Annotated in this window: 8 protein-coding genes; 3 read left to right on the forward strand and 5 right to left on the reverse strand. The window is 61.9% G+C overall.

Annotation, left to right across the window (positions count from 1 at the left end; genetic code table 11):
- Window positions 1-51: 51 nt before the first annotated feature.
- Window positions 52-1,335 (reverse strand): ABC transporter substrate-binding protein, encoded by a 1,284-nt coding sequence (locus RPG13_RS11245; protein WP_128241291.1) that lies wholly within the window; start codon window positions 1,333-1,335, stop codon window positions 52-54.
- A 126-nt stretch (window positions 1,336-1,461) separates the two neighbouring features.
- Entirely contained in the window at window positions 1,462-2,478 is a 1,017-nt protein-coding gene (locus RPG13_RS11250) for a hypothetical protein (protein WP_337125030.1), read from the reverse strand.
- 399 nt (window positions 2,479-2,877) lie between these two features.
- Between RPG13_RS11250 and RPG13_RS11255 the strand changes: the two genes are divergently transcribed.
- The 3 genes from RPG13_RS11255 (at window position 2,878) to RPG13_RS11265 (ending at window position 5,827) form a co-directional block, all read left to right on the forward strand.
- Window positions 2,878-4,146, forward strand: a complete 1,269-nt coding sequence (locus RPG13_RS11255; RefSeq protein WP_337125031.1) for an ADP-dependent glucokinase/phosphofructokinase — start codon at window positions 2,878-2,880, stop codon at window positions 4,144-4,146.
- Window positions 4,147-4,158: 12 nt separating this feature from the next.
- Window positions 4,159-4,932 (forward strand): SDR family NAD(P)-dependent oxidoreductase, encoded by a 774-nt coding sequence (locus RPG13_RS11260; protein WP_095483647.1) that lies wholly within the window; start codon window positions 4,159-4,161, stop codon window positions 4,930-4,932.
- A gap of 61 nt (window positions 4,933-4,993) precedes the next feature.
- Window positions 4,994-5,827: a DeoR/GlpR family DNA-binding transcription regulator gene (locus tag RPG13_RS11265; protein ID WP_095483648.1), complete on the forward strand. Its 834-nt coding sequence runs from the start codon at window positions 4,994-4,996 to the stop codon at window positions 5,825-5,827.
- Window positions 5,828-6,168: 341 nt separating this feature from the next.
- On the opposite strand, the gene RPG13_RS11270 is transcribed toward RPG13_RS11265, so the two are convergent.
- The 3 genes from RPG13_RS11270 to RPG13_RS11280 form a co-directional block, all read right to left on the reverse strand.
- Window positions 6,169-7,227: a thioesterase domain-containing protein gene (locus RPG13_RS11270; protein WP_126103572.1), complete on the reverse strand. Its 1,059-nt coding sequence runs from the start codon at window positions 7,225-7,227 to the stop codon at window positions 6,169-6,171.
- A gap of 185 nt (window positions 7,228-7,412) precedes the next feature.
- Window positions 7,413-9,107: an AMP-binding protein gene (locus RPG13_RS11275; RefSeq protein ID WP_337125032.1), complete on the reverse strand. Its 1,695-nt coding sequence runs from the start codon at window positions 9,105-9,107 to the stop codon at window positions 7,413-7,415.
- Window positions 9,100-15,423, reverse strand: a complete 6,324-nt coding sequence (locus RPG13_RS11280; RefSeq protein WP_337125033.1) for an amino acid adenylation domain-containing protein — start codon at window positions 15,421-15,423, stop codon at window positions 9,100-9,102. Before RPG13_RS11280 ends, RPG13_RS11275 begins: the two co-directional genes overlap by 8 nt.
- Between the last annotated feature and the right edge of the window lie 36 nt (window positions 15,424-15,459).

Consider the following 15,459-nt stretch of genomic DNA (forward strand, 5'->3'; position numbering starts at 1 on the left):
TTTCAGAATGAAAGCGACCGGGCGCGTCTGCGCCCGGTCGTTCGTCCCAGGTTACTTTGCAGCAAGTGCCTTCTCGGTCGCCGCCTGCACGGTGGCGAGCGCTGCTTCCGGCTCGATGCTGCCAGCCGCGACGCCGGCAAGCGCATTGTCGAGCGCCTCGGCAACTGCCGGCGAGGCAAAGCGCTGGTTTTCCGCCTTGGGCAGGTCTGCCATGAAGCGGGCCGACATCTCCTTCACGTGATCGGTAATGTCGCCCTTCGGCGAATAGCCCTCGAACGCCGGGAGGTCGTTGAGGTCATTCAACGCCTCCTGAAGGCCAACGCCGTTGGTGAGTTCGGCAAGAAAAGTCCAGGCTTCGGGGTTCTTGCCACCATTCTTGGTCAGGCCGTAGCCGATGTCGATGCCGCCGACGGGCGGGCTCGCTGGATTGCCGTCCTTGACAGGAGGCAGATAAAAAAAGTCGAAGCCGTCCATGTTCTGGACAAACTCGGACAGTGGGGGAGGGAACTTGCTTTCCTGCATCCACCAGGAGCCGAGCGCCATCATGCCGACCCTGCCCTGTGCAAAGAGCTGAGCGCCCGTCGGATAGGCATGCGCCCCAAGCGCTCCCTGTTGGAAGATGCCGTCGTCGAAAAGGCCTTTCCAGACCTTCATCGCCTCGACGAGTTCCGGTGCTGTCCAGGGCGTTTCGCCCGCCTGGGCCTTGTCGACGATGCCCGGCGAGAACTGGTTGGCGAGCATGAGGAAAACGTTCTCATTCTGCCAGCCGTCGGCCGCGCCCTGGAACATCGGAATATAGCCGTTGTCGGTCAGCGCCTTGGCCGCAGCTTTCAACTCGTCATAGGTCTTTGGTGCCGAAAGATTGAGCTTTTCGAAGACCTTGCGGTTGTACCAGATGCACAGAACCTGGGATTCCTGGGGGATGATGTAATAATTTTCGTCGCCCTTCGGATTGCCCATCAGCATCTGCTTGCGGTTGACCGGGAAGATCTTTTCCGCCCACTTGTCGCCCCACTGCTTGGCGGCGCGCTCGTTCACCGCTTCAAGATTTTCGCGATATTGTTGGGTGAGCGATCCCGGCTGCAGGCCGATCACGTCAGGCAGGCTCCCGGACGCCGCCGCCGCCTTCAGGGCGGTGATGTATTCGGGCGAATAGTTGTAATAGGTATATTTCACCTTGACGTCCGGATGTGCCTTCTCGAAGGCGGCGATGGACTTGTTCATCGTGCTCTGCACGAACCAGGACCAGACAGTCACCTCTTTCTGCTCGGCATTCGCCGACGCAGAAAGAGCGGCGGCGAGGATCGTCGTCGCAAGAAACAGCATCTTCCTCATAGTATTCCTCCCTTTTTCTACCACGTAGTGAGCGTCGCGAGCCTCCTACTCGCGGGCGCAATGACCCATTGGAGGTCGCTTTCCTAACCGACAGCGTTTTGCATGCGCCGCTCACCAGTTCCGGCGTCAGGCGGCCTTGGCGGCTGCGACCGTCAACACGTCTTCCGTGATCACCCGGTCGTCCGCGAGCGGGCGGTTTGGCGTCAGGCCGAGCTTCTGCAGGTCGCCGTGATAGGCGCGCACGGCTTCCTCCGGGCCAATTGTGCCGTCAGCAACCGCCCGCATCAAAACGATGAGGTGAAGCGGCGCCTCTGCGAGGTTGATCTTGCGGCCGAAGAGCGCCAGGCGAGCGCCATAGCGCTGCGACTGGGCGACGAGCTCGAACGTGTCGCGGGTGGTGCCAGCCCCGCCGCCGAGCACGCCGACGATCAACTCGGAATCGAAATTGGCGAGTTCTTCCATCGCCTTCGGCCCGTTATACGGTGTCTTCAGGAACAGCGGACGCTCGGCCTTCGGCACGCTCGCCAATGACTTGATGATGTTGTCGTTGACGAATTCGCCGATTTGCTCGCTGCTGAGACCGATATCGACGCTTGGATTGAAGACCTCGTAGAAATATTTGAAGTTGGTCCGAGCCGCCTCGGCGCGGAACTCGGCAAAGGCATTCAACGTGCGGATGTCGAGTTCGACATCGTTGCTGAAGGAAACTGAATAGAGAGCAAGGTCCGTGCCGCGCGTCGGATAGTTGGCGATAGCGCGCGAAAGATTGGCATCGCGGAATGGCGCCGACGGCTTCTGGGTATAGACGCCGTGACGCACGGCGCCCCAGCACATCGTTTCCAGATTGCCGCGGATCGCCGGTTTCATCTCACTGCCGAAGAAAGCGCCACGCTCGTCGAGAAGATCAAGGTTGGACTGCGACACCAGCATGATGTCGACGATGTCCTGTTTGATGATCTCCTCGATCTGGGCGATGAACTCCTGGCGGCTACGGCGGCGCGGCGGCCTGACCGAATAGTCGAAGCCTGTAGCGGTCACGCCGGCGCCAACGTCGCTGTCCTTGGCATCGGCAATGACGAAATCGGTCGGCTTGTAGCGGCCGGCGCGAATGTTTGCCAGCTTCCTGTCGAGTCTCGTGACCATAGTTGTTCCTCGGTGGACATTTTGGGCGGCTCTGTTGCAGCGCTCTTGCTTCGCCGTTCCAACGTCATAGGCTGATATTTCTCACAATCTGTCAATAGCTACCTAAATCTTTCTAATTTGCGTGATGAGGGCACGTGGCGGCGCGCCAATCTCATTCATCTGCCATAAGTTAGGATTTGCCTAGAATTAACACATTGTTTTCATTATAAAATATTCAGGAGCCCCAACGAATGGCGCACTCTGAGCATTTGCACGAATTGCGTGCTGCGATGCCCCATGAGCCGGCTCCGCAACGCCATTTCTGCGCAATTCCGGCGCGAAACTACAGAATTGCATTGACGCTGTGGAAGATAATGATAGCAATTGGCAGTGTCGGCAGAGGTGAAGAGGAGCGCGGCCGTGAGTGATGGTTTCGTCGCATCGTGCGCAGAACGCTATCGCGCCCTGATCGATCCGCGGTCCGGTTCGCTTGGCGCGGATGCCCTTGCGTCGGCGGGCCTGTTCCTGTGCGGCATCAGCGCATGCATCGATGCGCGGGTCGAGATGCACGACATGCAGCCGCTTCTGGGCGCACCGAACGGCAGCCCTGCGGCGCAACTCGCCGATCTTCTTCTTTCGCGTGCCGCGCGCGGGGTGGGCGGCGAGGTGCGGTTCGACTGGCCGGAAGGCCCGGCGTGGCTGCGCGAGCGCTTGCCGCTGCGCTATGCACTGGGCGGAACCGGTCCTCAGGCGGCTTGGGTGCTAGGGCAACTTGGGGTCCGCTCCCTGGTCGCCATCGAGGATCGTCACGCGGCAATGCTGCGGTTGGTACCGGCCGGCGTTCTGCTGGCGGAAAGCGGGGCGCTCAAGACGGCGGCTGCTTTGTCGCCAACTGGTCCGCACATTCCGGAAATCTTCATCTTCGAATTCACCGCCGGCCGCGCGATCGGTGCCGTCGTGCCGACCCGCTCCTCACGTGTCATCGTCCGCTTCTGCGACCGCGGAATTCAGCATGACGAGGATTTCGAGACCATGTCGCGCCGGCTGGCACCGTCAGCCGCAGCCGGGCTCCTTTCCGGGCTGAACGATGAGGCGGTGGAGAATGTCGGCGCCGCCAGCCGGCACGTCTTCGCTCTCAGCCGCGACTGGAAGGCAGCCGGCCTCAAGACGATCCATTTCGAGCTGGCGGGCTATGCCACGCTGCAGGCAGTCGAGGAGCTTTTTTCCCATGCCCGCGGTGCGATCACCTCGCTCGGAATGAGCCATTCCGAACTGCTCGCCATGAGCCCGTCCGCCCACCATCCCATGGAGGCTCTTGTGGCGCTAGGCGAGCGTCTCGATCTCGAGCGGGTGTGCGTGCATGCCGATACATGGGCCGCCGCCGCAACCTTGAACGATCCAAAGGAAGAGGAACGCGCACTAATGGCAGGCTGCGCTATCGCCAGCGCCAGGGCGGCGAATGGAGAACCCGCACGAACCATCGCGATCGCACCGACGGCCGAATTCCATCCACTTCCTTTCGAAACGCCCGTCCGCAAGGGACGCTGGACCTTCGTTGCCTGCGCTTCTCCCTACTTGGAGAAGCCAGTGACGACGCTCGGCCTGGGTGACAGCTTCACCGCAGGCTGTCTGCTCATCCTCGGACAACACCGCCACGCCGACGCCGGTCCCGCACTCCAACGCGCCTGAAGGACAAATTCCATGTTTCTCGAACGGTTCCGACTTGACGGTAAAACTGCCTTCATCACCGGCGGCGGCCGCGGCATCGGTCTGTCGACGGCCGAAGCGCTCGCGGAGGCTGGCGCACGGGTTACCATATCGGACATGGATCCTCAGGTGTTGGAGGCGGGGCGTGACGAGCTAAAGCGGAAGGGCCACCAGGTCGAAGCGGTACAGCTCGACGTAACCGATTCCAAGGCCGTTGCCGCAGCCGCTCGATCTGCCAATGAGCGTCACGGCGCGGTCGATATCCTGATCGCCAATGCGGGGATCGCCTGGCCCGACACAGGCGGGGAGGATATGAGCGACGACGTATGGCTGAAGGTGATCGACGTCGACCTGAATGGCGCCTATTGGTCATGCCGGGAATTCGCAAGACCCATGCTCGAACGTGGCCGTGGCGCGATCGTCACGCTGGGTTCCATGTCCGGATTGATTTCCAACAAGCCGCAGCGTCAGGTGCACTACAACACCGCAAAGGCCGCCGTTCACCACATGACGCGCAGCCTTGCCGGAGAATGGGCCGAGCGCGGCGTGAGGATAAACTGTGTCGCGCCGACCTATGTCGATACTGTCATGTCGCGCGGCGGCTTCACTGACAACAAGCTGATGCCGGTGTGGATGGAGATGACGCCGATGAAGCGCGTTGCGCGCCCCGACGAGATTGCCGCTTCCATCCTCTTCCTTGCCTCGGATGCTGCGAGCGCTATGACCGGCGCGGTTGTGGTTGTGGATTGCGGCTATACGATTTGGTAGAGATTGAACGATCTGGCCTGAAATCCGTCGACCTCGCCGTCGGCTACCGAGCGGGTGAAGCATGGACTCTCCAAGCAGACGCGTCGAGATGCTTCCCGCCAAGCGGCGGGCTCTCATCCTGGAGCACCTGCGGGTCAGCGGGGCGGCCAGCATCCAGGAGCTCGCCGACACGATTGGCGGATCGCAATCAACGGTAAGGCGCGATCTCGAACACCTGGTGGAAAAGGGGTATCTCGAACGCACCCACGGTGGCGCACATTTGCTGCAGCCGATGCGCGCCACCTTCGAACGCGAGATGACCGTCAATGCGGAACTGCAGCACGCCGAGAAGGTAGCGATCGGGCGCGAGGCCGCGCAGCGGCTGAGTGCTCGCGACAGCGTCATCTTCGACAGTTCCTCGACCGTCATGGAGGTGGTGCGCGCCGCCGCCGAGCGGGATTTGCCGCTGACCGTGGTGACGAACAGTCTCCAGATCGCCGATTTCGCGGCCGACATCAAATCCTGGCGCATCATCCTGCCAGGCGGCACTGTCCGTCCTGGCTATCGGCACCTTGCCGGTGAGCCGGGCGAGAGTTTCATCAGAACGCTTCATGCCGACCTCTGCATGACCGGCGCTTCGGCCGTCACGGGCACGCTGCTGACGGAAACCTCGCTCGAGGTGGCGTCGCTCAAGCGCGCCATGATCTCTTCCGCCCGCAAGACGATCCTGCTCGTCGACAGCTCGAAGTTCACCGCACCTGGTTTCTGCACGCTTTCGGATATTTCCGAAATCGACGAGGTGATCACCGACGAGGGCATTTCCCAGGACGCACTTTCGTCCTTGCGCTCCGCTGAGCGAAAAGTGACGGTGGTTAGCGCCAGCTCTTTGCCGGCTTCAGGGCGTTCCAAATTGTGATGGCCTGACGACGGGACGCTCGGTTGATTCGAGTGCATCCGACGCGGCAAAGTGAGCGTTAGCGGTCGCGACCTGTTCGCTGCAGGCAGGAATTTCGTTGTCCCGTAGAGTGCGCCTCGCCGCGCGCAGGCGTAAGTTGCATGTCGATTGGCACATTGAAACGACGCGGGAAATTCGCCGCGCTTCTCCATCTCGTAGTTGTTGAGGCTTGAAATGGCGCTGGTCGGTTTCCACACCGTCGCCGGGCAGCTGCAGCCCGTCTCGCGGACCTTCGAATCCTTCCATCCTTTCATCGGGAAGGCTTGTCATCGGGAAGGCTTGGGCGCTGATCCCCCGCGATGCTATGGCGAGGCGGGTTCGCGCATCACGGCAACATCTCTGGCCGCCAGGAATGCGATGATCTCGTCGTCGATCGCCTGCATGTTGGCTTCGCGAAACTTGTCGTGCGTGCCCGGGACGACAACGGTTTTTATCCTGGTTTTTTCAGACGCCCAGCCCCTGTATTGCTCCACCGTTGCGGCGCTCCATTCCGAACTGGCGAGAACCAGGATATCGCAGGGGTAAGACGAAGGCGAGAATCCGGCAGCGGCGCGGACGAGGGCGCTCTTGAATGCTTTCTGCCGGGTGTGACGCCCGATGCGCGTTTGTCCCAGCCCAGCGGCATTCAAGCCGTCGCGAAGCAGGCGCCAATAGACGACCTTGCGCGTGATCTGGCGCCGCCTGCTGGCGGTCATGCGGTCGTCCGGTATCGGCTTCAGCCAGGCCGAGCCGAGCGGCGGCGGATCGATGAGCAGCAGCGCAGGCCGCTCGCCAGTCACTTCATAGGTGAGGCGCCCGACCTCGATCGCAAGCAAACCGCCAAGGCAGATGCCGCCGATTATATGTGGGTGTCGGCCTGTCACTGAGGTCAGGCCTTCAAAATAGTTGGCGCTTATCTCGTCCAGATTGGAATACGGTGTTTCGCCGGGCTCAAGACCCATGCCGCGCACGGCCATCACCGCGTATTTCTCCTTGAGGCGCTTTCCGAAGCGATTGGCAAACAGCGCCGATCCCGAAATGCCGTGGATCATTGCGATCGGCTCATGGCCGGAACCGCCGGATACCGGCACAATGAGTTGCCGTGCGGGGTGGGTTGGCGTCAAGGACGCGACCAGCCTGCCAAATTCACGCGGCGTCGGCGCCGCCAGCAGGACCGAAGTCTGGAGCTTGATGCCGAACCGGTTTTGGACGGCAAGAACGAGAGTTTCGGCGGTCAGCGAATCGCCCCCGAGATCGAAGAAACTATCGTCGATGTCCGCGGTCGGAATTTGCAGTTCCGTGGCGAAGATGCCGGCAATAACATGCGCGGGACCGTCGCTCGGTATCGCACGGATAGGCTGGATAATTGGCCGCACGTTCATCGGCAAGCCCCCCTTGATCGATGATCGTCCGCCTTTTGGGAAGCGTGGCGGTACATCGAATGCTTGCGTGCTTTTAACTCACAGCCTGTGCGGCTAACAAGGACTCATCGCAGCGACCAAGCGGGCGCTGTTCCTTTGATCGAGAGACGCAGCAGGTATGCCGATCCTGAATGGTCGCTCGCCTTTCACCGAATACCAGCCCAGGCAAAAAGCCCTTTCCATCTCTTGATCAGTTTTGCAGTTGGCCCGTTCACTTTCCTGTCGGACGATTGCGCGGTCTGGCCGTTGTTGGCGGGGCCACTAGGTGCCTGCAAATATTGCTGCAGAAGCAGCCTGTCTATCTTGCCGGTTGGCGTCAGCGGCAACGACTCGATCGCGTGGATTCGGCCCGGAATTTTCCACTGTGGGAGGATCGACCTCAAGCTGGCCCTTAATGCGTCAGTCTGAAACAAGGCTCCCTGTTTTATCACGACGAAGGCGGCAAGGGAGTGCGCATCCTGGCGAAGTTCGGTGATGACCGCGACTTCATTCACCACTGGAAGCAGCAGGAAAGCCTGCTCGATTTCCCGCGTTTCAACGCGATACCCGCGAATCTTGACCTGGTCGTCGCGCCGTCCGAGGAATTCAAGACCGTTGCTCGATAAACGCCCGATATCGCCGGTGTGAAACACACGCTGATCGGGAAAATTGAGGTCGGTGCCGAAATGCTTTGCCGTTTCGGACGCCTGCCGCCAATAACCGTCTGCCAGGAAAGCGCTGCGGACGACGAGTTCGCCGACGCCTCCCTGTTCGACCGGCTGGCCATCTTCATCGACGACCAGGAGAGACTTGTCCGCGACTGGTCGCGGCGCCGGTACCGTGCCTAGCGCGAGCAACTCGCCCGGAGCTACCGAAGCCACCGCGATGTGACCGGCTTCGGTGGAAGAGAAGCGATGGCGCAAGGCACAGGACGTCGCGAAGTGATGGCGCCATTGCTCGACGTCCGAGGCAACGACCGTTTGACCCGCCAGCGCCACCAAGCGTACCGATGGATGCAGGCCCGAGCCCGCGAGCATCGACAGATACTTGCGAAACAACATCACCGGAGGGTGCAGTAAGGTTACGCGACGCTTATCAATCCACGCCCCGAGACCACCGAGACCACCCGATGCAGCATCGTAGAGTTCCAGCGTGGCTCCGTTGAGAAGCGCGCCGAAGACGTCCGCCTCCGATGAGGCGAAACTGCAATATGTCAGGAGGGACTGCCGGTCTGTGGAGTTCACCCCGTCATACCGGGCACAAAGCCAGGCCCGATGCAGCACGGTGCGATGGCTTTTCACGACCCCCTTCGGCCGCCCGGTGCTTCCAGAGGTGTAGAAGATTGCGGCCGGGTCACCCGGGTCCATCGGAATATGCAACGCATCAGCCGAATAACGCGCGTCGATGTCCTCAAGCAGGAGAACCCGCCTGTGGTCATCGACAAGGTCATGCGCGGCAGGCGCGTGAGACGCATCGGTAAGCAGCAGATCCGGCGCCGCATCGCTGAGTATGTCGCGCTGTGCTGCAAGCGGCATACCAGGATGGACGCAAAGGAATGCCTTTGCCGCCTTGAGCGTCGCCAGCGCGCAGATCACCATGTCCGGCGAATGGTCGACAAGATAGGCGACGCATCCGCGCCCGGGCTGCGTGTGCTCGAGGATTGCCCAGGCCAGCTGATTGGAACGTCGTTCAACGTCGTCGTATGTCCATCGATGCCGGTCGCCGCCAATCGCCACGTGCGAGCCATACCTGCGGACCACTGTGCCGAAACGCGCCGGGATGGTCTGCTCCAGCTCGGCCCGGTCGAACGCCATCATGCGACCATTCAGATCGGGCGCGGGATCGTGCAAGTGTTCAGCCATGGCCCTCTGCAAGCTGGTTTTCGGTCACGGCACTCAGTTCGGCGTCGAGCTTTGCCTTCCGTCCATAGGCGACGAGAGCCCTGTAAGTTGATGAGCGCAACCGCACACCTTCCCTCAGGCTCTCCTCGCGGGCGCGCAATTCCATTTCGCCGGGGATCAGGATTTCGGTGGCGCCTTCGGCACGTTCGCCGTTCCTGGTCTGCTCGATCAGGCGGTCGACGCGCTCGGTGAATTCCGACGCCGGCATGAATCGCTGTGGATCCAGCGCCATGAAGAAATGGCCGTAGTCGGGCGCCTGGGCGCTCTCGCGCAATCTGTCCTGATGGTGATCGCTGCCAAAACCCGCGCCGCTGAGCACGCCCGCAAGCACCTCCATCACCAGGGCCAGGCCATATCCCTTGTGTCCGCCGATCGGCACGCCAAGCCCTGCGGCGAGATCGCCGAGGTCGGTCGAAGGACGCCCAGACCGGTCGAGAATCCAGCCCGGCGGCAACGGACTGCCTTCCGCCACGGACAGGCCGATCTTGCCGCGAGGCGCGACGCTCATGGCGACGTCGAGAAGGATAGGGAAATGTCGCCCTGCCGGAATGCCGACACCGAGCGGATTGTTGCCGAATGTCGGCGTGACCCCGCCCGTCGGTGCCAGGATCAGCGGTCCGTTGGTCGTGCAGAGCCCAATGAGACCGTTCTTCGCTGCCTGCCAGACATAGTGGCCGGCGGCGCCGAAATGGTTGGAGCGGCGGACGCCGACAATTCCAACGCCGTGCCTGCCCGCCTTTTGAATGGCGAGGTCCATCGCCACCGTGCTGACCCACTGGCCCGGGCCGTTGTCGCCATCGATCCGCGCGATGGTGGCGGTCTCGTGCTCGATCCGTATTTGAGGATCGGCGTTGATCTTGCCCGAGGCAATTTGCACGGCATAACGCGGAATGCTGACCATGTCGTGCGTCGGCTGTCCGCGCAGGCTCGCCTCGAGTTGGACTTCCGCGACGATTTCCGCACCCTTGAGGCTCAATCCAGCCCGTGTCAGCGCTTCGCGACCGTAGGCGCGAAGGCTTTCAATCGTCACCAGAATTTTCCCGCCATTTCCGCTCGATGCCGGTGCAGCCGCGACGGTTGGCCCGATGTCATGCCGCGCCCGGGCGACTGCGCGAGCCAGATCGGTGATCGTCTGATGCTGATAGAGCTGACGCAGATCGACGTGCAGACCGGCCCTGCTGGCTTCGACAACAACATTGATGCTCAGGATGGAATTGCCGCCTAGGTCGAAGAAGTTGTCGTGTAGCCCAACCTCATCGAGCCGCAACACCTTTTTCCAGACCCCCGTCAGGATCGTCTCGTCGTCGGTTGGCGCGACCACGCGCAGATCGACCCGGCTGGAGGGATGCGTCACGACAGTTGATCGAGCCGTCTGCGCCTCCTTGGTGAGCAGTGCCCGTCGGTCGACTTTTCCGTTCGACGTGCGAGGCAAGCGCTGCAGCATGACGATGCGTTGCGGCAGCATGTATTCCGGGAGCTGCTGCTTCAGAAATTCGCGCAGGCGCCCGGACAGAGCAGGCACTTGCGCATCATGCTGCTCATTGGCCGCAACGAAGGCCACCAGACATTTGCGATCGCCGATATTATCGTCTGTGGCAGCATCCTCCACCACGCCGACGACACATTCGCGCACGTCCGGGTGTGTGTGAATCGCAGCCTCGATCTCGCCCAGTTCGATACGGAAACCGCGAATCTTCACCTGTTCGTCGGCGCGGCCGAGAATTTCGATCGTCCCGTCAGGCCGGTATCGGGCCAGATCGCCGGTTCGATGGAGCCGCGCGCCGTCATGCGGGCTGAACGGATTTCGGACGAAGTTCTTCGCCGTATGCTCCGGATGATTGATGTAGCCGGCTCCTATACCGCCGCCGCCGACATACAAGTGACCGCCGATGCCAACCGGCACCGGGCGGCGGGACGTGTCCAGCACATAGGCCTGCGTATTGGCAATCGGCCGACCGATCGGGACGACCTTCGCCGCGCCGCCCTCGGCCGGGACGGGATAGATCATCACGATCCCTGTCGTCTCGGTCTGGCCGAACATATTGATGAATCTTGTCCCGGGTCTGCAGAGGTGCCGCCATTTTTCTATCAAGGCGCTGGGCAAGGGCTCGCTGGCTGAAAGCACGAGCCGTAGCTGATTGTCGAGCAAGCTTGCCCGCACGGGTTGATCGAGCGACATCAAGACCTGCAGGCAGCCGGCCGAGAATGATGGAACAAGGTCCAGCACTGATACGCGCTGGTGGCGTACCATCTCGAACAGCAAATGCGGATCGCGGAGTTCCTCGGCCGAAGCAACGGCCACGGCCGCACCGCAGGAGAGCGGAACGGCAAACTGCCGTATCGAGGAGGAGAACGAGAACGAAGCCGTGTGCAGGTAGATGTCGTCCGGACGGATTGCGACAGCGCGGACCATCGCCTGCGCGTAGTGGCCGACATTGGGCTGCGTGATCATCGCGCCCTTGGGTTCACCGGTCGAGCCAGACGTGTAGATCACATAGGCAAGTGCATTCGGCGCGGAGAGGACGCCGGGATTGCGCGGATTCTCCTGCGCCACGCCGGCTTGGCAGGCGTCCAGGCAGATCGTCCGGCCCGGCTCTGGATGATCGCTCGCCATCTGGAACGCGGCGGGGAACTTTGCCAGCAGCGATGTCTCGGTGATGAGCAAGTCCACGCAGGCATCACGCAGCATGAAGGCAATGCGTTCGGATGGATGTTCGGGATCGAGGGGCAGAAACGCACCGCCGGCCTTCCACACTCCTAGCAGCACCGCCAGCATCTCGGCGGATCTGGGCAGGCAGATCGCGGTCAGTGTCTCGCGGGCAACGCCGCGGCTGCGAAAATACCGCGCGAACCGGCTGGCTCGCTCGTTGAGCTCCCGATAAGTGAACTGCCGGTCCCCGCCCAGCACGGCTGTGGCATCAGGTGTTCGCTCGACCTGCGCCTCGAACAGCTGGACATAATCCTGCCCCAGCAATTCGCTGGCTTCGGTGTGGTTCCAGTCGATTTCGATCTGGCGGCGGTCGACCTCAGGTAACAGGGACAGTTCCGACAGTCTTTGCCCGGGATCGCTTCCTATGCTTTCGAGCAAGGTCTGGAAATGCCGAGCCAGCCGGTCGATCGTGGCCGGCTCGTACAGATCAGCGTTGAATTGCCAAGTCGCGGACATCCCTTCCGGGGTTTCCGACAGGTACAGAGTGAGGTCGAACTTCGCCGTCACCTTGTCGATACGCACAGGTTGCGCTGAGAGACCTTGCGCGAGATCGAAGCAAGGTCCCGCCACGTGATCAGTTGCCGACTGAGCGGGCAAGATCGAGCCTGGCAACCCTGGGATGTTCTGAAACGCGAACATGACTTGGAACAACGGCGCGTGGCCGGGATCGCGCGGGATATTCAACTGTTCAACGATGCGCTCGAGGGGGACATCCTGGTGGGCGTAGGCGTCAAGCGCCGTCGACCGGACGCGGCCGAGCAATTCCAGGAATGACGGGTCGCCCGCAAGCGGCGTTCGCAACACCAGCGTGTTGGCGAAGAACCCGATCAGCGGCTCCAACTCCTTGCTCGGGCGGTTTGCGATCGGCACGCCGACGGCGCAATCGTCTTGCCCGTTGTAGCGGTGGAGCAATGTCTTGAAGGCCGCCAGAAACGTCATGAACACGGTCGCGTTATGGTTTTGACCCAGCGCCTTAAGTTGATCCGTCGTTTGACGGTTGATCAGGGCCTGTATGGTGCCGCCGCGATAGGATTGAATGGCCGGGCGAGGGCGGTCCGTCGGAAGCGTGAAGGCCGGCGGCATCTCGTTGAGCTGCCGGATCCAGTAACCGGTCTGGCGCTCGAATTCGCCGGCCTCGACGCCGTGCTGCTGCCAGGCTGCGAAGTCGCCGTACTGAAGCGGCAAGTCGTCGAGCGGCGACGCCCTGTCGTCATGAAATGCTTCGTACAGTTGCCTCAACTCGGTGTAGAGGACGCCGATCGACCAGCCGTCGGAAACGATGTGGTGCATCGTCAGAAGCAGGACGTGCTCGTCGGATGTCAGCCGGATCAGCTTGGCGCGAAACAGGGGACCTTGCGCCAGGTCGAACGGTTCGCCAGCGTCCTGGCTGGCGAGGTGCTTTGCCTCGGCGGTTCGTGCGTCCGCCTTGTGGCCGGACAGATCAATCATCACCAGCCTGGTTTCCTGAAATTCGGAAACCACTTGCACTGGTCCGCCCTCGCGCATGTGAAAGGTCGTGCGCAGGATGTCGTGACGTCGGCGAATTTCGTCGAGGCACAGCGCCAATGCACGGTCGTCGAGCGGTCCTGTCAGCCGGAGCGAGGCCGACATATTGTAGGCGCCGCCGGCACCCATTCGATCGAGAAAATAGACGCGCTGTTGTGCGGAGGAGAGCCGTGCGAGCGTGCCCTCTTGGCGCCGGGGGATGTGTTTCGTGGCCTGCGTAGAAGTCGTCGATCCTTGCTCCAGTCGCGCTCTGCCATCCGCTACGAGATCGGCCATCTGCTCGCCGATGCGCTCCGAAAGTCGCGCAGTGGTCGGGCGTTCAAACATGCAATCGATCGGCAACGTAACCTGGAATATCTCCTGCAACCTGGCGAGAACCTGCATGGCGATAAGTGAATGACCGCCCAGGTCGAGGAAATCGTCATGAATGCCGGGCGGTTCGATTCCCAGAACTTCGGCAAAAACCGCCGCCACCCGGCGCTCAGTGGCGGTTCGGGCAATCACTTTGCCAGTCTGTGGCGGATCGCGTTGAGCGCCCTGTTGTTGCGGATCGAGCGTCAGGGCCAGATGTTTGCGATTGACCTTTCCGCTGGAATCGGCGTGGATCTCATCCACCACAACGATCCACTGCGGCACCTTCGAGCGTGCCAGCCGCTCGGCGACAAAGCCGCGGATCTGCTGAACCTGCGTAAATTGTTTCTGCCCCGCCTTGAGCACGACCGCTGCGGCGACCGTCTCGCCGAGCACCGGGTGGGGAACGCCGAAAACAACCGCCTGTCCGATCGCGGCATGCTGGAGCAGGATCTGCTCCACCAGCCGCGGCGAGATCTTTTCGCCGCCGTGATTGATGATATCCTTCAGGCGGCCGGTGACGAACAGATAACCTTCGGCATCGAGGTGGCCTATGTCGCCTGTCCGCAGCCAGCCATCGATGAAAGCGGCTTGGTTGTCAGTGCGATCATCATAATCGTGCATGACATTTGGGCCGCGAATGACCACCTCGCCACTCCCGCCGGGCGGCAACAGACGTCCGGCTTCATCCATAATGGCAATTTCTGGACCGGCAGCCTTGCCCACGGAGCCTGGCTTGCGTTCGAACGGCGGAAGGCGATTGCTCGCAATCTGCGGCGCCGCCTCGGTCATCCCGTAGGCTTCGACAAACGGTACGCCGAACGCGCTTTCGGTATCCGCGATCAGCTGTGGCGGCATTGGCGCCGAAGCCGAGCGAATGAAGCGCAATCCGCTCTGGCGCGGGTCTTCGCGGCAGAGACGGATCTGATCGAGGATCGTGCGATGCACGGCCGGGGAAGCCGTATACCAGGTCGGCTTGAGGTCGCTGAGACAGCTAAAGAAGCGGTCGGCGGAAAAGCCCTCCACGCTGATATAAGAGCCTCCGCATACCAGCGATGACAAAAGGCTGCTGATGCCATGGATATGAAACAGGGGCATCATGCCCAAGCACCGGTCGGTGTGCCGGAGATCCACCGCCGCGCAAATGTTGCGCGCCGAAACGCAAAGGTTTCGATGTGTCAGCGGTACCAGCTTGGGCCGCGCAGACGTGCCCGATGTGAACAAGAGCAGTGCGGCATCGCCAGGCGCAGCCAACGGCTGGTCACCGCGATGCCCTCGACCAGCAGCTGTCAGCGAGAAGGTCCCGGCCGCCGCATCGGGCTGCGAAACGAGTTGCAGGATCCGGATGTTCAGAGACGCCGCCAAGGCGAGCAACGGCGATTCCCAGCCGTGCGGCACGATCAGGACTTGGGCACCTAGCGCGCTGAGCTGCGCTTCAAGCTCAGACGCGGGCCATGCCGGGTTCAGCGGAGCGCATGCCGCATTGGCTGCCACCGCCACGATCGCAACCGCTGCTTCCGCTCCTTCGGGCAGGATGAGCGCGACGCGGCCCGTTGGCCCGACAGCCTCCAGCGCCAGCTTTTCGCCGACATAGTGGATATGGCGCCCCAGCCCTTCATAGGTGAGGGGCGGGCGTCCCGCGGCCAGAACGGCCACCGATTGCGGATTGTGTCCGGCATGCCGGTCCACGTGGCCACGTATAGTGTCCATCAGATACCGCTCCGGGATCGAGGTTGATTAGGAATA

It is taken from the genome of Mesorhizobium sp. ISC15, assembly GCF_037162615.1.
Lineage (GTDB): Bacteria > Pseudomonadota > Alphaproteobacteria > Rhizobiales > Rhizobiaceae > Mesorhizobium > Mesorhizobium mediterraneum.